The organism is Nocardioides sp. ChNu-99 (genome assembly GCF_029493445.1).
Classification (GTDB): domain Bacteria; phylum Actinomycetota; class Actinomycetes; order Propionibacteriales; family Nocardioidaceae; genus Nocardioides.
Genome location: NZ_JAHWBL010000065.1, coordinates 1 through 17996, shown reverse-complemented (window position 1 = coordinate 17996; position 17996 = coordinate 1). Strand labels below are relative to the sequence as shown.

Here is a 17996-nt window from a genome sequence, read left to right as displayed (position 1 = left end):
CCGCGGGCGCGACGGGCGGGGCGAGCGGGGGTGGGGGCACGAGCCCGGCGGGGTCGCCCGGGTCGGCGGCCGGCGCCTCGGCGGCGACGTCGGCGCGGCGACGACCCTGGGCCCGGTCCCGCTCGACGGTGTAGGCCTCGAGCTCGTCGGTCGTGTAGAGCCGTTCGCTCGTGTGCTCCCCGGTGCCGGGGTGCGGGTCGGGCAGGGTCACCGGGCTCCTCCTGTCGTCCACGGTCCCGAGCGGCGGCGCGGGCACGGCTGCCGGCCCGGCCTACCCGCGGGCCCCGGCCGACAAACGCGGGCCATCCCGGGACACGACGAACCCGGCACCCCGTGGAGGGGCGCCGGGTCGGCGGACGTGCGGTGGAGCCCGGATGGAGCCGGGGTGGAGCCGCGGCTCAGGCCTGGCGCTGCTCGCGCACGACGGAGGCGAGCACGCCGTTGACGAAGCCCGGCGACTCGTCGGTGGACAGCTCGCCGACGAGCGTCAGCGCCTCGCTGATGGCCACGGCGGCGTCGACGTCGTCGGCGTGGAGGATCTCCCACACCCCGATGCGCAGCACGTTGCGGTCGACGGCGGGCATCCGCTCGAGCGACCAGCCCTGTGCCCGTGCGGACAGCACCCCGTCGATCTCGGCGCGGTGCTCGTGCACGCCGCGCACCAGCACCTCCGTGTAGGGGTTGCCCGGCGCCTCGCCGGCCGCGATGGCGGCGTCGAGGGCCTCGACGGCGTCCTCGCCGCGCATCTCCGCACCGAAGAGCACGTCGAGGGCACGCTTGCGCGCCTTGGTGCGAGCCCCCATCAGCTGGAGACGCGGCCCAGGTAGGAGGAGTCGCGGGTGTCGACCTTGACCTTCTCGCCGTTGCTGATGAACAGCGGGACGTTGATGACGTGGCCCGTCTCCAGCGTGGCCGGCTTGGTGCCGCCCGTGGAGCGGTCGCCCTGCAGGCCCGGCTCGGTGTAGGTGATGAGCAGCTCGACGGAGGCGGGGAGCTCGATGAAGAGCACGCGGCCCTCGTTGGTGGCGACGATCGCCTCCTGGTTCTCCAGGAGGAAGTTCTTGGCGTCCCCGACGATCTCGGGCGCGACCTCGATCTGGTCGTACGTGCCCGTGTCCATGAAGACGTAGCTGGTGCCGTCGTTGTAGAGGTACTGCATCGTGCGGCGGTCGACCGTCGCGGTCTCGACCTTCGTGCCGGCGTTGAAGGTCTTGTCGACGACCTTGTTGGACTCGACGTTCTTCAGCTTGGTGCGGACGAACGCGGGACCCTTGCCCGGCTTGACGTGCTGGAACTCGACGACGGCCCAGAGCTGACCGTCGATGTTGAGGACCATGCCGTTCTTGAGGTCGTTCGTGGATGCCATGCGCTCGGTCAGCCTTCTCTCGACGGGTGGGGGTCGGGTACGCCGCAGCGCACGCCAGCGGGCGAGTCTAGCGAGCGACCGCGGCGGCCACGAACTCCAGTGCCTCGCGGTAGCCGTCGACACCCTTGCCCGCGACCACCGCTGCCGCGTGCGGCGTCACCACGGACGTGTGGCGCCACCTCTCGGGACGGGTGGTCGGGTCCGACAGGTGCACCTCGACGAGGGGCGCCGCGAGCTGGGCGCAGGCGTCGAAGACCGCGTAGGAGTAGTGCGTCCACGCGGCCGCGTTCAGCACCACCGGCACCGCGTCGTCGGCGGCCGCGTTGAGCCAGTCGACGAGGACGCCCTCGTGGTTGGTCTGGCGCACCTCGACGGTCAGCCCGAGCTCCGCCCCCCACCGCTCGCACGCGGTGACCAGCTCGTCGTACGTCGTGCGGCCGTAGATCTCCGGCTGCCGGCGCCCGAGACGCCCGAGGTTGGGGCCGTTGAGCACGAGCACGGGCGTGCCCGTCCGCGCGCCGCTCACCCCCGGCCGCCCGTGCGGACCACGTCGTACGCGGCCCGCAGGTCGGCCTCGGAGGGCCCGGCCAGGATCCGGGGCCGGGCCAGCCCGTCGAGCACGACGAAGCGCAGCTGGTCGCCGCGCGACTTCTTGTCGAGCCGCATCGTGGCCAGCAGCTCCTCGAAGGGGGCGCCGTCGTACGACGTGGGCAGCCCCACGGCGGCCAGCGCGCTCGTGTGCCGGTCGGCCAGGGCGTCGTCGACGTGCCCGGTGCGCCGGGCGAGCTCGGCGACGAAGACCATGCCGATGGCCACCGCCTCGCCGTGGCGCATCGTGTAGTCCTCGGCGCGCTCCACCGCGTGCGCGAGGGTGTGGCCGTAGTTGAGCGCCTCGCGCCCCGGGTGCTCGGCGCCGCTGGTGCCCGCGGTCTCCCGCAGGTCGCCGACCACGACGTCGATCTTCACCTGCACCGCCCGGCGCACCAGCTCGGCGAGCACGGGGCTCGCAGGGTCGACCGCGCCCGCCGGGTCGGTCTCGACGAGCCGCAGGATCTCGGGGTCGGCGATGAAGCCGCACTTGACGACCTCGCCGAGCCCGCTGACGAGCTCGTCGTGCGGCAGCGTCGCGAGGGTGGCCAGGTCGCAGACCACGCCGGCGGGCTCGTGGAACGAGCCCACGAGGTTCTTGCCGGCGGCGGTGTTCATGCCGGTCTTGCCGCCGACGGCCGCGTCGACCATGCCCAGCAGCGTGGTCGGCACGTGCACGACCCGCACGCCGCGCAACCAGGTGGCGGCGACGAAGCCGCCCATGTCGGTGGTGGCGCCGCCGCCGACGGTCACGACCGCGTCGGAGCGGGTGAAGCCCGCCTCGCCCAGCGCGTCCCAGGCCCGCACGGCGACGGCCGCGGTCTTCGCGCCCTCCCCCTCGGGCAGGGCCAGCTCGAGCACCGCGAGTCCGGCGGCCTCGAGACGCTCCACGACGGGTGCGGCGAGGTGGCGCAGGCCCTCGGGGTGCAGCACGGCGACGCGGCGCACGCCGTCGCCGAGCATCGGGAGGACGTGCTCGCCCACCCCGGAGCCGATGACGACGTCGTACGGCGACGCGCCGCCGACGTGGAGGGTCGTCGTACCGACGACGGGGGCGGTCTCAGGCACGGGCGTGCTCCAGCCGGGCCTCGACCTCGTCGGCCACCTGCGCCGGGTCGAGGCCGTCGGTGGGGACGCGGACGGTGGCGAGCCCGGCGTACACCGGGGTGCGCTCGTCCAGCAGCGCCTTGATCCGCCCGCGGACGTTGCCGAGCAGCATCGGCCGCGACGCGCCGAGCCCGACCCGCTGCACGGCCTCGGCGAGACCGACCTCAAGGAACACGACGACGTGGCCCTCGAGCAGCGCGCGGGTGGTGGGGTCGACGACCGCACCCCCACCGAGCGCGAGCACGCCGTCGTGCTCGGCCAGCGCGCGGGCGACGGCCTCGCGCTCGAGGGCGCGGAAGTGCGCCTCCCCGTCGGTGACGAAGATGTCGGCGACCTCGCGGCCCTCCGCGGCGACCACGTCGGCGTCGGTGTCGCGGAACCCGACGCCCCACCGGCGCGCCAGCTCGGCGCCCACCGTGGTCTTGCCGGCGCCCATCGAGCCGACGAGCACCGCCCGGGGGCGGGTCGTGGGGTTCACCGGACCCTCAGCGCCGCGAGGTAGCCCTCCACGTTGCGCAGGGTCTCGCCGACGGAGTCGCCGCCGAACTTCTCGGTCACGGCGTCGGCCAGCACGAGCGCCACCATGGCCTCCGCGACGATGCCGGCGGCCGGCACGGCGCAGACGTCGGAGCGCTGGTGGTGCGCGACGGTCGCCTCGCCCGAGGCGACGTCGACGGTGCGCAGGGCGCGGGGCACGGTGGCGATCGGCTTCATGGCCGCGCGCACGCGCAGCACCTCGCCGGTCGACATGCCGCCCTCGATGCCGCCCGCGCGGGCCGTGGCCCGGCGCAGGCCGAGCTGGTCCGGGGCGGCGCCGGGGGTGTCGGCGACGATCTCGTCGTGGGCCTGCGAGCCCGGCGTGGCGGCCAGCTCGAAGCCGTCGCCGACCTCGACGCCCTTGATGGCCTGGATGCCCATGAGCGCGCCGGCGAGGCGCGCGTCGAGGCGGCGGTCCCAGTGCACGTGCGAGCCCAGGCCCGGCGGCAGGCCGTGCACGACGACCTCGACGACGCCGCCGAGGGTGTCGCCGTCCTTGTGGGCCTGGTCGATGCGCTCGACCATCGCGGCACTCGCCGCCGCGTCGAGGCAGCGGACGGGGTCGGCGTCGAGGCGCTCGACGTCGTCCGGGCCGGGCACGGAGCCGGCCGGGGCGGGCACGCCGCCGAGCTCGACGACGTGGGACACGATGCGCGCGCCCGTCGTCTGCTCGAGGAACGCGGCCGCGACGGCGCCGAGCGCGACGCGCGCCGCGGTCTCGCGGGCCGAGGCCCGCTCGAGCACGGGCCGGGCCTCGTCGAAGTCGTACTTCTGCATGCCCACGAGGTCCGCGTGGCCCGGGCGGGGCCGGGTCAGCGCGGCGTTGCGGGCGCTGTTCTCCAGCTCGGCGGGGTCGACGGGGTCGGCCGACATGACCTTCTCCCACTTGGGCCACTCGGTGTTGCCGACCTCGACCGCCACCGGTCCGCCCTGCGTCGCGCCGTGCCGGACGCCGCCGACGAAGCGCACCTCGTCCTGCTCGAACTTCATGCGCGCGCCGCGGCCGTAGCCGAGGCGGCGGCGCGCGAGCGCGTCGGCGACGTCGCCGGACGTGACGCGGACGTGGGCGGGAAGACCTTCGAGGATCGCGACCAGGCTGGGGCCGTGCGACTCCCCCGCGGTGAGCCATCGGAGCATGGGGGCGAGTCTTTCACGCCGCGAGGCCCGGCAGCACCGACGGCCCGAGGAGCAGACCGAGCAGCGTGCCGAGGAACATGAACGGCCCGAGCGGGTACGACGAGCGGCCCAGCACCCGCAGCAGCATCAGCAGCCCGCCGACCACCCCGCCGAGCAGGAACGGCAGGTAGAGGCCCAGCGCCAGCTCGGCCCACCCGGCCCAGCCCAGCACGGCGCCGAGCAGGCCCGAGAGGCGCACGTCGCCGAAGCCCATCCAGCTCGCGTTGATCCGCCACGGCAGCCAGTAGCAGAAGAGCGCGACCGCGAGCCCGACGGCGGCGCGCCGTACCGGCGCACCGTCGCCCTCCACCAGCCACGCCGTCGCCATGAGCAGGGCCACCACGGCGTACGTCGGGTAGATGATCCGCGTCGGCAGCAGGTAGGTCCGCAGGTCCACCCACGACAGCAGCGTGCCCACGCCGGCCAGCACCACGAGCCAGGCCAGCGGCCACGCCCAGCCGGTGTGCGCCCCCAGCAGCCCGCCCGCCAGCGCGGCGACGACGGCGAGACCGAACGGCAGGGCCGGCGCGGCGGCGAGCTCGCCGAAGGTCGGGTACGTCGGCGCGTCGGGCGCCGCGGCACCGATGCCGACGTCCGCCTCGTCGTCGTCCTCGTACGGCGGCGGGTCGGGCACCCGGGCCAGGGCGGCGGGCAGCACGGCGGCCAGGGCGGCCGCGGCGGTCGCCCCGACGAGCACCGCACCGACCTCGACCACCACGGTTGGGCCCCTCAGCGCTCGCGCAGCGCCGCGAGGCCGGCGTCGCGCATGACGTCGACGCCCACGCGCTCGCCGGTGAACTGCTCGAGCTGCAGCAGCGCCTGGTGGACGAGGAGGTCGAGCCCGTTGACGAGCACCGCGCCGTGCCGCTCGGCGGCCTCGGCCAGCGGGGTGGGCCACGGGTCGTAGACGGCGTCGAAGACCACCGGCGCCACCGCCAGGCGCTCCACGAGCTCGGGCCCCTGCGCCTCGACGGGCACGGTCGAGACCACGACCTCGCCCGGCGGCGCCACGTCCTCCGCGCCGGCGACCGCCACGTCGGGGGCCGACGGGTGCGCCTGCACCGCGGCCAGCGTCTCCGCCGCCCGCTCCGCGGAGCGCACCACCAGCGTGATGGACCGGACGCCGAGGTCGGCCAGCGCCAGCGACACCGACGTCGCGGTCGCGCCGCCCCCCACCACGGTGGCCGAGCGGACCGTGTCGACGCCCCGCTCGCGCAGCGCGTTCACCGCCCCGGGCACGTCGGTGTTGTCGCCCCGCACCCGGCCGGCGTCGAGCACCAGCGTGTTGACGGCACCGGCCGCCGCCGCGAGCGGCGTGACCTCGTCGGCCAGCCGGGCCGCCTCGCGCTTGAGCGGCATCGTCACCGACAGCCCGCGCCACGAGGCGTCGAGCCCCGCCACGAAGTCGGCCAGACCGCCCGCCGGCACCCGCTCGGCGACGTAGCTGAACCCGCTCAGGCCGAGGGCGTCGTACGCCGCCGTGTGCAGCACCGGCGAGAGCGAGTGCGCGATCGGGTCGCCCACGACCGCGCACCGCCCGAGGCGGTCACTGCTGCTGGGCGCGCCGGACATTCTCGAGGTGGTCGGCGTAGGTCACGGCGAAGTCGGACGAGTTCGACCCGTCCCCCGCTGCGACGAAGTAGCAGTAGCCCTCCGACGTCGGGTTGACCGCGCCCTCCATCGCGCTGCGCCCCGGGGCGGAGATGGGGCCCGGGGGCAGGCCCGGCTCGACGTAGGTGTTGTAGGGGCTCTGGACGGCGCGGTCCTCGTCGGTGGTGAACGGGGTGTCGGTCTCGCCCTTGATGAAGTTGACGGTCGAGTCCATCTGCAGCAGGCCGGCGGGCACGCCGACGCACTGGTCCGCCAGCCGGTCGTAGATGACCTCCGCGACGGCGGGCCGCTCCTCGGGGAGCAGCACCTCCTTCTCGATGATGCTGGCCACCGTCAGCAGCTCGGCCTGGGTGTAGCCCGGGACCGCGTCGTCGACGAGACCGACCTCCGCCGCGACCTCCTTCCAGCGCTCGACCATCTGCGTCACGATCGAGACGGCCGTGGGCTCGGGCCCGAAGTCGTAGCTGTCCGGGAACAGGTAGCCCTCCACGCTGTCGGCGCCCTCCGGCAGCCCGATGGCGGGGTCCTCCGCGGCCGCGGCGAAGTCCTCGACGGGGAGTCCGGTCGCCTCCGCGAGGAGCGCGAAGGTCTGCTCGGCCGTCCGGCCCGCGGTGATCGTGATGCCGTTGCCGCCGCCGATGTAGTCGGCGTTCGTCATCAGCTCGGCGGCCTGGGCACCGCTCATGCCCTCGCACATGGTCCGCGTGCCGTCCCGGACGCTGCCGGCCCCGACCGCCGACGTGAACGCGCCGCTCGAGGCGACGACCCCCTCGTCCGCGAGCAGGCGACCGATCTGCCCGATGAGGTAGCCCTCCGGGACCGTGATCTCGACCTCGCCGGAGGTCGCGCACTCCTCGACCGAGGCGACGCCGTCGAAGTCCTCGGGGTCGCCCCCGCCGCCCAGCCGGTCGGCCACCCAGCTCACGCCGAGGTAGAGGCCACCCACGACGAGCGCCATGACGACGAGGAAGCCCAGCAGGCAGCCCACGGGCCTGCGCTTCTTCTTCGCGCGGCGCGAGCCACCCTGACGGCGGGGCTCGTAGGCCTCCTCGTCGTGGTGGACCTCGTCGTAGCCGGCGTGCTCGTCGTACGCGTGGTGCTCGTCGTACGGGTCGTCGGCACCCAGCACGTCCAGGCGGTCGTCGTGGTGCGGGGACGGGTCAGACATCGTTCTCCTCGAGGAGTCGGCCGGGCGCGACCCCCGTGCGCCGCTCGGTGTCCAGGACGTGTTGCAGGATCAGCACGGCAGCGGCCTGGTCGACGACCGACCGCTGGTTCTTGGCCTTGCGACCGCTCGCGCGCAGCATGCTCTCCGCGGACACGGTCGTGAGTCTCTCATCGACGAGCCGGACCGGGGTGCCACCCAGCCGGGACGCCAGCTGCGTGGCGAACTTGCGGACCTTCGCCGCCGCCGGGCCCTCGCGGCCCGACAGGGAGCGCGGGAGGCCGACCACGACCTCCACGGCCTCGACCTCGTCGCGCAGCGCGACGAGTCGGGCGAGGTCGCCCGGCCCGCGCCGCACGGTCTCGACGGGTGTGGCGAGGATGCCCGAGGGGTCGCACCGGGCGACCCCGATGCGGGCGTCCCCCGGGTCGATCCCCAGCCGCACTCCGCTCATCGTGGCCCGCTCAGGCGCCGTCGCCCGCGGTGGCGCGGACCTGGTCGAGCACCGCCGCGAGCGCCGCGTCGATGCCGCCGACGTCGGTGCCGCCGCCCTGGGCCACGTCGTCCTTGCCGCCGCCCTTGCCCCCCAGGTGGGGGCCGGCGGCCCGGACGAGCGCGTTGGCGCTGAGGCCGCGCTCCCGCGCCGCGTCGTTGACCGCGGCGACCACGGCGGGCTTGCCGCCCCCGTCGCCGACGACCACGACGACCGCGGGTCGCGACGGTGCGATGCGGCCCCGCACGTCGAGCGCCAGGGTGCGCACGTCGCCCCCGGCCGCGCCGGGCGCACGGGTGGCGACCACGGCCACCCCGCCCACGTCCTGGGCGCCGGCGGCCAGCTCGCCCGCCCCGGCGAGGAGCTGCACGAGGCGGGCCCGCTCCAGCTCCTTCTCCGCAGCGCGCAGGCGCTCGACGAGGTCGCCCACCCGGCCGACGAGGTCGTCGGGCTGGGTCTTGAGCAGACCCGTCAGCTGGGCCACCACGTCGCGCTCGCGGGCGAGGTAGGCGAAGCCCTCGACGCCCGTGAAGGCCTCGATGCGCCGGTTGCCGGAGCCGACCGAAGACTCGCCGGTCACCACGAGGGTGCCGATCTGCGACGAGTGGTCGACGTGCGTGCCACCGCACAGCTCGCGCGACCACGGCCCACCGATCTCGACGACGCGGACCTTCGTCTCGTCGTAGGTCTCGCCGAACAGCGCCAGCGCGCCCCACTCGCGGGCCTCGCCGAGCGTCATGAACTGGGCCGCGACGGCGAGGTCGGCGCGCAGCGCCTGGTTCGACACCTGCTCGATGTCGTGCACCTGGCCCGGCGTGAGGCCCTGGGTCCAGCCGAAGTCGAGCCGCAGGTAGCCCGGGCGGTTGTAGGAGCCGGACTGCAGCGCGGAGGGGCCGAGCACCTCGCGCAGCGCCGCGTGCACCACGTGCGTGCCGGAGTGGGCCTGGCGGGCGCCGATGCGCCAGTCCGGGTCGACGCGGGCCTGCAGGGTGCCGCCGGTGCGCGAGCCGAGCGCCAGCTCGCCGTCGACCACGCGCACCTGGTGGACCACGAGACCCTTGACCGGTCGCTGGACGTCGAGCACCTCGAGGCGCCCGCCGTCGAACTCGATGGTGCCGGCGTCGGCGGCCTGGCCGCCGGACTCCGCGTAGAACGGGGTGCGGTCGAGCACCAGCTCGCCGACCTGGCCCGCGGTGAGCACGTCGGTGGGGGCGCCGTCGGCGAGCAGCGCCAGCGGCCGCGACTCCGTCTCGAGCGTCTCGTAGGCGAGCCACTCGGTCGGGCCGTGCGCGTCGAGCACCCCGCGGTACGCCGAGGTGTCCGCGTGCTGCCCCTTCTTGCGGCGCGCGTCCTCCCTCGACTTCTCCCGGGCCGCCTGCATGAGGCCGCGGAAGCCCTGCTCGTCGACGCTGAGGCCGGCCTCGGAGGCCATCTCGAGCGTCAGGTCGATGGGGAAGCCGTAGGTGTCGTGCAGCGCGAACGCCTTCGCGCCCGAGAGCCGGTCACCGCCGGACTGCTTCACCTCGCCGGCCGCGAGGTCGAAGATCTGCGTGCCGGCCTGGAGCGTCTTGCGGAACGCCTCCTCCTCGGCGAACGCGACGCGGCTGATCCGGTCCCACCCGGTGAGCAGCTCCGGGTAGCCCTCGCCCATCTTGTCGCGGCTCACGGGGAGCAGCTCGGGCAGCGACGGGTCGCCGTACCCCAGCAGGCGCATCGAGCGGACGGCGCGGCGCAGGAGGCGGCGCAGCACGTAGCCGCGGCCCTCGTTGCCCGGAGTCACGCCGTCGTTGATGAGCATCATCGACGAGCGGACGTGGTCGGCGACGACCCGGAAGCGCACGTCGTCGGCCGGGTCCGCGCCGTACCGGCGGCCCGTGAGCTCCTGGGCGCGCTCGATGACGGGGAAGACCACGTCGATCTCGTACATGTTGTCCTTGCCCTGCAGCAGGTACGCGACCCGCTCCAGGCCCATGCCCGTGTCGATGTTCTTGCGGGGCAGGGAGCCGGCGACGTCGAAGTCGGACTTGCTGCGCACCGCGGACAGCTCGTCCTGCATGAAGACGAGGTTCCAGAACTCGAGGTAGCGGTCGCCCGCGTCCCAGTCGCGGTCGGCGCCGTACGCCGGCCCACGGTCGATGAGGATCTCCGAGCAGGGACCGCCGGGGCCCGGCACGCCCATCGACCAGTAGTTCTCCTTGGGCGGCAGCCGCACGATGCGGTCGTCGGGGAGCCCGGTGATGCGCTTCCACAGCGCCACCGCCTCCTCGTCGCCGTCGAGCACCGACGGGTAGAGCACCGACTCGTCGAACCCGAAGCCGCCGTCGGCCTGGGCCTTGGTGACCAGCTCCCAGGCGAGCGTGATGGCGCCCTCCTTGAAGTAGTCGCCGAAGGAGAAGTTGCCGCACATCTCGAAGAAGGTGCCGTGGCGGGTGGTCTTGCCGACCTCCTCGATGTCGAGGGTCCGCACGCACTTCTGGATGCTGGTGGCTCGCGGGTACGGCGCGGTCTCCTGCCCGAGGAAGAACGGCTTGAACGGCACCATGCCCGCGTTGACGAACAGCAGGTTCGGGTCGTCGAGGAGCAGCGAGGCCGAGGGCACGACCGTGTGCTCGCCGACCGCCGCGTTGCTCGCGAAGTGGTCGGTGAACCGGCGGCGGATCTCCGCGGTGTCCATCAGCTGCTGCCTTCCTGCCCGGCGCGGGGGCCGGGGGTCGAGTCGAGGGGGTGGTGCGGGGCCGGGGCGGCACCGGCGACCCCGGCGGGGCCGTCGGGGGCCTGATCCGGCGCGGTGATGCTGCCAGGCACCGTGGCGCCGCGCGCACCCGGGGTCAGCTCGGGCAGGCCGTGGGGCACGAGCCCGAACCGCTCGCGCAGCTCGGCGTCCTTCTCCGCGGCGCCGGCGGTGAACTCCTCGGCGAGCATGCGGGCGCCCACCCGGAGCCCCGCGAGCCGGTCGCGGGCCCCGTCGGGCGTGAGCGCCTCGGCGGCCCGCCGGGCGCGCACCGCGGCCCACAGGCCGGCGCCCGCGCCGGTGACGAACCAGATGCCGCCCCTCACGCCGCCTCCTCCGCGCGCTGGCGGGCGTGGAGGTCGCGGCGGGCCTGCTTCAGCTCGGCGCGGCGCGCGCGGCGCGACCGCTTGACCTCACGCCGTACCTCGAAGCGCACGCGGTTGCGGGTCTCGGGGGCGAGCGCGCGCCGTACGCCGTAGGTCACCGCCGCGGCCCGCACCAGCGTCTCGCGCAGCACGAGGTCGGCGAAGAGCCGGCCGTCGACGCGACCTGCGACCTCGACGGTGCGCCGGGGGCCGGCCGGTGCGACGGGGGCCGCGGGCTCGGCGCCGAGGCGGGTGATGACGTAGTCGGGGGCCGGCCGGCGGCGCGCGGCGGGGGCCACCTCGCTGCGGGCGACGTCACCGGCCGCACGGTCCCGCTCCGCCTCCCGGCGCTCCACCGCGGCGACCTGGGCGCGCAGCTCGGCGGCGTCGGCACGGGCGGCGGCGAGCTCGGCGCGGGTGCGCGCCTGGCGGCGCAGCACGACGACGGTGAGCACGAGGACGACGGCCAGGGCGGCGAGCACCAGGCACGGCAGCACCCAGGGCGTCGTCAGTACGTCGCTCATGGAGGGTGACCTTATCGCGGGGTGCTCAACGCGTCGCGCCGTCGCCGGGCTGCCCGCGCACGATCCGGCGGATGCGGGCCCAGCGCTCCCCCAGCGCGGCCTCGGCGCCGTTCGCCGTCGGCTCGTAGTAGGTGCGGTCGGCGACGGGCTCCGGGGCGTAGACCTGGGTGGCGATGCCGTAGGGCGCGTCGTGCGCGTACTGGTACGTCGCGCCGTGGCCGATCTTCTTGGCGCCCGCGTAGTGGGCGTCGCGCAGGTGGGGCGGCACCGTGCCGATCTTGCCCGCACGGACGTCGGCCTGCGCGGCGTCGATGGCCTTGTAGACGGCGTTCGACTTCGGCGCGACGGCGAGCGCGACGGTGGCCTGGGCGAGGTTGAGCCGGGCCTCGGGCATCCCGATGAGCTGCACCGCCTGGGCCGCGGCGACCGCCGTCGTCAGGGCGGTGGGGTCGGCCAGCCCGACGTCCTCGCTGGCCAGCACCACGAGGCGGCGGGCGATGAAGCGCGGGTCCTCCCCCGCCTCGAACATGCGGGCCAGGTAGTGCAGCGCCGCGTCGGCGTCCGAGCCGCGCACCGACTTGATGAAGGCGCTGATGACGTCGTAGTGCTGGTCGCCCTGCCGGTCGTAGCGCACCGCGGCCTGGTCGACCGCCGTCTCGGTCGTCGCGAGGTCGATCTCGTCGGAGCCGCGCGACGTCGCGGCTGCGGCTGCAGCCTCGAGGTAGGTGAGCGAGCGGCGGGCGTCGCCGCCGGCCATCCGCACGAGGTGCGCGCGCGCCTCGTCGGTGATGGTGAGCGCGCCGGCGAGACCCCGCTCGTCGCCCAGCGCCCGGTCCATCACCGCGGCCACGTCCTCGTCGGTGAGCGACTGCAGGCGCAGCAGCAGCGAGCGCGAGAGCAGCGGGGAGATGACGGAGAAGTAGGGGTTCTCGGTCGTGGCCGCCACGAGCGTCACCCACCGGTTCTCCACGCCGGGCAGCAGCGCGTCCTGCTGCGCCTTGGAGAAGCGGTGCACCTCGTCGACGAAGAGCACGGTCTCGGTGCCGGTCCGCACCAGGTCGGCGCGCGCCGCGTCGATGGCGGCCCGCACCTCCTTGACGCCGGCGGAGACCGCCGAGACCTCGACGAAGCGCCGCTGCGTCTGCTGCGACACGATCGAGGCGATCGTGGTCTTGCCCGTCCCGGGCGGGCCCCACAGCAGGAGGCTCAGCGACCGGTCGCCCTCGATCAGCTGGCGCAGCGGGGAGCCGGCGGCGCGCAGCTGCTCCTGGCCGGCCAGCTCGTCGAGGGTGCGCGGACGCATCCGCACCGCCAGCGGCGCGGCGGCGTGGTCGGCGGAGCTCAGCGAGCCCGACCCGCTCCGGGCGGGCGGCCGGGCACCCGGGACCTCGAACAGGCCGTCGGCCTCGGGTACGTCGCTCATCCGGCGGGTGCGGCCGGCGCGTCGGGCGCGGCCGGGTCGGCCAGCGGCGTGCGGTCGCGCGAGAGCATCCAGATCATGGCGGCGAAGGACGCGATGCGCAGCGGCCAGCCCAGCCCCAGGCGCAGCGCGGCGAGCACCGCGACGGCCGTGCCGGCCGACAGGGCCCCCGAGTGACCGGCCAGCCACACCGGGCCCTGCAGCAGCACGCCGATCGCGCCGGGGAGCAGGAGCAGCCACGTCAGGCGGGTGCACAGGCGCACGATGCCGCGGTCCTGGTGCCAGGCCGTCGCGTCGCCGGTGACGCTGCCGATGAGGAACCCCATCAGCGGCCAGCCCACGACGCAGCTGGCTCCCACCAGGACGGTGTAGCCGGCGCTGTAGAGGATGCCGGGCAGGAAGTAGGCGAGGGCCTGGTCGTCGACGGAGCCCCCGGACCGGGCCGAGAGGTGCACGAAGAGCCAGCCGATCCCGATGCCCACCAGCGCGTTCACGACGTACTGCACCGTCGAGCGCTGCACGAGCCGCGCGAGCAGGAGCACCACCGTGACGGCGAGGCTGGTGACGAGCCCGAGCTGCAGGTCCTTCGTGCTCAGCCACAGGACCGTGAACAGCACCGTGGGCACGGCCGCCTCCACGATGCCGCGCGCTCCCCCGAAGGCCGCCGCCAGCTGGCGGCGCACGAGTGCCTCGACCGTGTCCACGTCGACCACTGCCCGGGCGGCGGTGGGCTCGCTCATCAGGGCCTCAGCTCGTAGCGGGGGTTGAACATCACCCGGACGCCGTCCTGCACGCCGGCGCGCCCGGTCACCGAGATCGACCGGCCGGCGGAGATGCCGCGGATCGAGCGGCGCCCCAGCCACACGAGCGTCAGGGATCCGGTGCCGTCGGCCAGCTCGGCCTGGAGCGCGGGCACGCCCCCGCGCGGCTGGAGCGTGACGGTGCGCAGGATGCCGAACAGCTGGACGCGCTCGCGGTCGGGGGCGTCGCCGATGCAGGTGCGGCCCTCGCCGCCGTGGTCGCGGCGCAGATCGGAGGTCTCCTGGTCCAGCACCTCCCGGCCGTGCGGCCGCGCGCTGAGACCGAAGCGTCGGCGGGCCGCGTCATCGCTCGCCACTACTGCACCCGGCGGGCCTGCTCGGGGACGGTGATGGGCAGGGCGTCCCCGACCGCCATGGCCTCCTCGCCACGGCGGACGACGACACCGGCCAGCACGTCCTCCCACTCCGCGGCGGCCTCCGCGTCCGCCACCGGGCGGCCCAGGATCGTGGCGCGGAGCATCCAGCGCGGACCGTTGACGCCCACGACGCGGGACGGCTGCTGCGCCTTCGTGCCGTCGGGGCGCTGCACGGTGACCTCGCAGCGCAGCTCGGGGCCGAAGCGACCCTCCTGCTCGACGGCCGAGCCCCCGCGCCGGACGGTCTCGGCCGCGATCAGCGGACGCGTCTCGGCCCACAGGTCACCGTTGCGCGGGGCCGCGAACGCCCGCAGCTCGATGGCGCCCTCGGCTCCGGTGATGATGACCGCCTGGACCTGCTGCGTCTTCTGGTCGACCTGCAGCCGCACGTCGCGACCGGGGCCGGGTGCGATGAGGAGCGAGCCCAGGTCGGCGCGCTCGGCCTCCGGCGCGTCCTTCTCGTCGAACGGGCCCGTCGTCACCACGTCGGTGCGCTGCGGCGCGCCGAACGACGGCGTCAGCGCGGTGGGACCGGCGACGCCGTCACCCTCGACACGGGGCTTGCGGCGGAACTTCACTCACTTCTCCTCTGCGTGGGTGGGGGCCGGTCCATCACCCTCGGGCGCGGTGGTCGCGCCGAATCCCCCCGTGGAACCGTAGCCGCCCGCGCCCCGCACCGACGCCGGAAGGGCGTCGACCTCGACGAAGAAGGCGCGCTCCACCCGTTGGACGACGAGCTGGGCGATCCGGTCGCCGCGCCGCAGCACGATCGGCTCCCGCGGGTCGAGGTTGACCAGCAGCACCTTGACCTCACCACGGTAGCCCGCATCGACCGTCCCCGGCGTGTTCACGATGGAGAGGCCGTGCCGGGCCGCCAGGCCCGAGCGGGGGTGGACGAGCCCCACGTAGCCGTCCGGGAGCGCGAGAGCCACGCCGGTGGGCACGAGCCGCCGCTCCCCCGGCGCCAGCTCGACGTCGACCGCCGTGCGCAGGTCGGCGCCGGCGTCACCCGGGTGGGCGTACGCCGGCGGCTCCAGCCCGGGGTCCAGGCGCAGGAGCGCGACGGTCGGGTCCGCCGGGCGGGGCGGTGCGTCGGGGGTCTCGGCCACGCCGGGAACATAGCCCCCGCCGCCCCCGTCCCGGCGCGGGCGGGCCCGGTGCCGCCCGGGTCGCCCGGGGATGGGAAACTCTGCGACGTGTACGCCGAACGCCTCACCGTCCCGCTGCGGTGGTGGGTGCAGGGCACCATGCTCGTCGCCTCGTTCTGGATCGCGGCGGTCGTCGCCTTCCCGGTGCACCTGGCGTGGGTGCCGTCCGCCATCGCGGTCCTGGTGCTCGCCCTCGTGGCCCTCGGCCTCGCCACGTACGGCGGGGCCCGCGTCGCCGTCACCGAGCACGGCACCCTCGTGGCCGGGCGCGCCGAGGTCGGGCTGGAGCACGTCGGCGACGTCGTCACCCTCGACGCGGAGCAGACCCGGCTCGTCGCCGGCCGGCACGCCGACGCCCGCGCCTACCTCGTCCTGCGGCCCTACCTGCGGCGCAGCGTCAAGGTGACCATCACCGACCCGGCCGACCCCACGCCGTACTGGCTCGTGAGCTGCCGGCGCCCCGAGCGGCTCGCCGCCGCCGTCGCGAGCGCCCGTCAGCTCGGCTGAGCGGTCCCGCTCCGGGCACCCCCTAGGGTTGGGTGGCACGGCCGCCCGAGGGGCGGTCGGTGGACGAACCGCCCCGCGAGGAGGAGCACATGTCGAAGAGCTCGAACGAGGTCGGGAAGAGCTCGAAGGTCTGGACGGCCGGATCGGCGGTCTCCGCCATCGCCGCCGCCGCCGTCGCCAAGAAGGGCCTCACCACGTCGTGGCGCGCCGCGACCGGGAAGAACCCGCCCGCCAACCCGGCCGACCCCGACGTCGAGCTGTGGGAGGCCGTCGCCTGGGCCGTGGCCAGCGGCACGATCATCGCGCTGGCGCGCATGCTCGCGGCCCGCAAGGCGGCGCAGTACTACGCGCGCTCCACGGGCCACCTGCCCGGCGAGCTGCGGGCCGACGGCCAGCGCGCGGACAAGGCGAAGGCCCCCACGCACTGAGCGTGTCGTAGGACGACGAAGGCGCCGCCCTCCCTCGGGAGTGGCGGCGCCTCTGCGTTGCCGGGGCCCTGCGGGCCGGTGCGTCGGCTCGCGCTCAGACGCAGTCGCGGCAGATGAGCCGCGTCGAGTCCGCGAGCTGGCTGCGGTGGTGCACGAGGAAGCAGCTCATGCAGGTGAACTCGTCCTCCTGGCGGGGCTTGACCTCGACGGCCAGCTCCTCGTGCGAGAGGTCCGCGCCGGGCAGCTCGAACGACTCGGCGGCCTCGGTCTCGTCCTCGTCGACCTTGCCGGAGTTCTTGTCGTGACGGCGAGCCTTGAGCTCCTCGATGCTCTCCTCGCTCTGGTCCTCTTCGGTCTTGCGAGGTGCGTCGTAGTCGGTTGCCATCAGATCCCATCCCCGGAAGTAGCTCGTTGCCTGTGCTGGGCGCGGCAGATCATGCACCATCGCCGCCCGGTCCCGCACACCGGTGTCCCGTCTGCGGACACCGGTGCCACCAACAGTGGTCTAGGCACCGCTATTCCCGCTCGTCACCGGCGTGACCGACGGCTCGTCGGCCGCCTCCGCGGGGGCCTCGGCGGAGGTCTCCGCGGGGGTCTCGGCGGGGGTCTCCGCGGGGGTCTCCGCGGAGGTCTCGGCGGCCGCCCCGACGGGGGCCTCGGCGGGCGGCGCCTCGGTGAACCCGGCGGCGACGACGGCGTCGTACAGCTCGTCGAAGCCCTCGGCGGGCGCGACCACCAGCAGCTCGCGTCCGCCGACCCCGGTCGCGGTCGCCACACGTGCGCCGGCCTCGCGGGCGACGAGCACGCCGGCCGCGTGGTCCCAGGGGTGGGTGCCCTCCTCGAGGTAGCCGTCGGCGCGCCCGCCGGCCACGGCGCACAGGTCGAGGGCGCACGAGCCCATCCGCCGCACGTCGCGCACCCGCGGGAGCAGCCCGACGAGCGCCGTGGCCTGACGGCGGCGCTGCTCCGCGTCGTACGAGAACCCGGTGAGCACGAGCCGCTCCGCGAGCGGTGCGGCGTCGCGCACGTGGATCGGCACGCCGTCGGTGCGCGCGCCGCCGCCGGCGTACGCCTCGTGCACGGTGCCCGCCGCCACGTCGACCACGGCGCCCGCGACGACCCGGCGGCCCTCGGCGCTCTCCACCTCGGCGGCGATCGAGACGGCGTACTGCGGGATGCCGTAGAGGAAGTTGACCGTGCCGTCGATCGGGTCGACGACCCAGCGCACGCCGCTGGTGCCGGCGCGGTCGGCACCCTCCTCGCCGAGAATCCCGTCGTCGGGGCGCAGGCGGGCGAGGAGGTCGGTGACGAGGGCCTCGCTGGCGCGGTCGGCCTCGGTCACGACGTCGACGGCGCTCGTCTTGGTGTCGGCAACCGCGACACCCTGGGCGCGGGCACGGCGCACGAGGCCGGCGGCCTGCTGGGCGATGCCGACCGCGAGGTCGCGCAGGTCGGCGTACGGCGTGCCGTCGGGGGCCGTGCCCGGCTTGGGGGCGCGGGCACCGCGGGCCGGGGCGCTCACGCGTCCACCCCGCCGGCGACGGGCTGCCACTGCCGGGGGTTGGGGCAGCAGTCGACGGCGCACCGGTCCCACCGCGGGCCCAGCTCGCCGAGCGCGGGCCGGTCGGGCAGCGCGGCCTCGGGGGCGTCGCT

The 17996-nt window shown here is 75.2% G+C and carries 23 protein-coding genes; 2 read left to right on the top strand and 21 right to left on the bottom strand.

Annotated elements, in window-relative coordinates; all coding sequences use genetic code 11:
- The 19 genes from KK617_RS16260 to dut form a co-directional block, all read right to left on the bottom strand.
- On the bottom strand, nt 1-211 hold a 211-nt coding region (locus KK617_RS16260; protein WP_277501190.1), incomplete at its 3' end, for a hypothetical protein.
- 187 nt (nt 212-398) lie between these two features.
- A complete protein-coding gene (nusB, locus tag KK617_RS16255) occupies nt 399-803 on the bottom strand; it encodes a transcription antitermination factor NusB (protein ID WP_277501189.1) in 405 nt (134 codons plus the stop codon).
- A complete protein-coding gene (efp, locus tag KK617_RS16250; protein WP_277501188.1) occupies nt 803-1366 on the bottom strand; it encodes an elongation factor P in 564 nt (187 codons plus the stop codon). The genes nusB and efp overlap by 1 nt, the downstream gene beginning before the upstream one ends.
- A 67-nt stretch (nt 1367-1433) precedes the next feature.
- Nucleotides 1434-1892, bottom strand: a complete 459-nt coding sequence (locus KK617_RS16245) for a type II 3-dehydroquinate dehydratase (protein WP_277501187.1) — start codon at nt 1890-1892, stop codon at nt 1434-1436.
- A complete protein-coding gene (aroB, locus tag KK617_RS16240; protein WP_277501186.1) occupies nt 1889-3022 on the bottom strand; it encodes a 3-dehydroquinate synthase in 1134 nt (377 codons plus the stop codon). The genes KK617_RS16245 and aroB overlap by 4 nt, the downstream gene beginning before the upstream one ends.
- Nucleotides 3015-3539 (bottom strand): shikimate kinase, encoded by a 525-nt coding sequence (locus tag KK617_RS16235; protein ID WP_346813339.1) that lies wholly within the window; start codon nt 3537-3539, stop codon nt 3015-3017. The genes aroB and KK617_RS16235 overlap by 8 nt, the downstream gene beginning before the upstream one ends.
- On the bottom strand, nt 3536-4735 hold the full coding sequence (gene aroC, locus KK617_RS16230; RefSeq protein ID WP_277501185.1) for a chorismate synthase: 1200 nt from the start codon (nt 4733-4735) through the stop codon (nt 3536-3538). The genes KK617_RS16235 and aroC overlap by 4 nt, the downstream gene beginning before the upstream one ends.
- Before the next feature lie 13 nt (nt 4736-4748).
- Complete coding sequence (locus KK617_RS16225) at nt 4749-5492, bottom strand: A24 family peptidase (protein WP_277501184.1); 744 nt, start codon at nt 5490-5492, stop codon at nt 4749-4751.
- 11 nt (nt 5493-5503) lie between these two features.
- Complete coding sequence (locus KK617_RS16220; protein ID WP_277501183.1) at nt 5504-6346, bottom strand: shikimate dehydrogenase; 843 nt, start codon at nt 6344-6346, stop codon at nt 5504-5506.
- Nucleotides 6321-7553, bottom strand: coding sequence for an endolytic transglycosylase MltG (gene mltG / locus KK617_RS16215; protein WP_277501182.1), 1233 nt, complete (start codon nt 7551-7553; stop codon nt 6321-6323). Before mltG ends, KK617_RS16220 begins: the two co-directional genes overlap by 26 nt.
- Nucleotides 7546-8004: a Holliday junction resolvase RuvX gene (gene ruvX / locus KK617_RS16210; RefSeq protein ID WP_277501181.1), complete on the bottom strand. Its 459-nt coding sequence runs from the start codon at nt 8002-8004 to the stop codon at nt 7546-7548. Before ruvX ends, mltG begins: the two co-directional genes overlap by 8 nt.
- 10 nt (nt 8005-8014) lie before the next feature.
- Nucleotides 8015-10717, bottom strand: a complete 2703-nt coding sequence (gene alaS / locus KK617_RS16205; RefSeq protein WP_277501180.1) for an alanine--tRNA ligase — start codon at nt 10715-10717, stop codon at nt 8015-8017.
- Nucleotides 10717-11100 carry a DUF6167 family protein gene (locus tag KK617_RS16200; protein WP_277501179.1) on the bottom strand — a complete coding sequence of 128 codons (384 nt, stop codon included), beginning with the start codon at nt 11098-11100 and terminating at the stop codon, nt 10717-10719. Before KK617_RS16200 ends, alaS begins: the two co-directional genes overlap by 1 nt.
- Entirely contained in the window at nt 11097-11663 is a 567-nt protein-coding gene (locus tag KK617_RS16195; protein ID WP_277501178.1) for a hypothetical protein, read from the bottom strand. The genes KK617_RS16200 and KK617_RS16195 overlap by 4 nt, the downstream gene beginning before the upstream one ends.
- Before the next feature lie 25 nt (nt 11664-11688).
- On the bottom strand, nt 11689-13086 hold the full coding sequence (locus KK617_RS16190; RefSeq protein WP_277501177.1) for a replication-associated recombination protein A: 1398 nt from the start codon (nt 13084-13086) through the stop codon (nt 11689-11691).
- Nucleotides 13083-13823: a DUF3159 domain-containing protein gene (locus tag KK617_RS16185; protein WP_277501176.1), complete on the bottom strand. Its 741-nt coding sequence runs from the start codon at nt 13821-13823 to the stop codon at nt 13083-13085. The genes KK617_RS16190 and KK617_RS16185 overlap by 4 nt, the downstream gene beginning before the upstream one ends.
- On the bottom strand, nt 13823-14137 hold the full coding sequence (locus KK617_RS16180; RefSeq protein ID WP_277501175.1) for an OB-fold nucleic acid binding domain-containing protein: 315 nt from the start codon (nt 14135-14137) through the stop codon (nt 13823-13825). The genes KK617_RS16185 and KK617_RS16180 overlap by 1 nt, the downstream gene beginning before the upstream one ends.
- A 62-nt stretch (nt 14138-14199) precedes the next feature.
- A complete protein-coding gene (locus KK617_RS16175) occupies nt 14200-14838 on the bottom strand; it encodes a DUF3710 domain-containing protein (RefSeq protein WP_277501174.1) in 639 nt (212 codons plus the stop codon).
- Nucleotides 14839-15369: a dUTP diphosphatase gene (gene dut / locus KK617_RS16170; protein WP_346813333.1), complete on the bottom strand. Its 531-nt coding sequence runs from the start codon at nt 15367-15369 to the stop codon at nt 14839-14841.
- Nucleotides 15370-15456: 87 nt separating this feature from the next.
- On the opposite strand from dut, the gene KK617_RS16165 reads away from it, so the two are divergent.
- Nucleotides 15457-15915, top strand: coding sequence for a DUF3093 domain-containing protein (locus tag KK617_RS16165; protein WP_277501172.1), 459 nt, complete (start codon nt 15457-15459; stop codon nt 15913-15915).
- 59 nt (nt 15916-15974) lie between these two features.
- A complete protein-coding gene (locus KK617_RS16160; protein WP_277501170.1) occupies nt 15975-16343 on the top strand; it encodes a DUF4235 domain-containing protein in 369 nt (122 codons plus the stop codon).
- Nucleotides 16344-16437: 94 nt separating this feature from the next.
- Here KK617_RS16160 and KK617_RS16155 read toward each other — a convergent pair whose 3' ends face one another.
- On the bottom strand, nt 16438-16728 hold the full coding sequence (locus KK617_RS16155) for a DUF4193 domain-containing protein (RefSeq protein WP_277501169.1): 291 nt from the start codon (nt 16726-16728) through the stop codon (nt 16438-16440).
- A gap of 120 nt (nt 16729-16848) precedes the next feature.
- The gene (locus KK617_RS16150; RefSeq protein WP_277501168.1) at nt 16849-17865 is read right to left on the bottom strand and encodes an inositol monophosphatase family protein; all 1017 of its coding nucleotides are present in this window, start codon (nt 17863-17865) and stop codon (nt 16849-16851) included.
- Nucleotides 17866-17996: the final 131 nt, after the last annotated feature.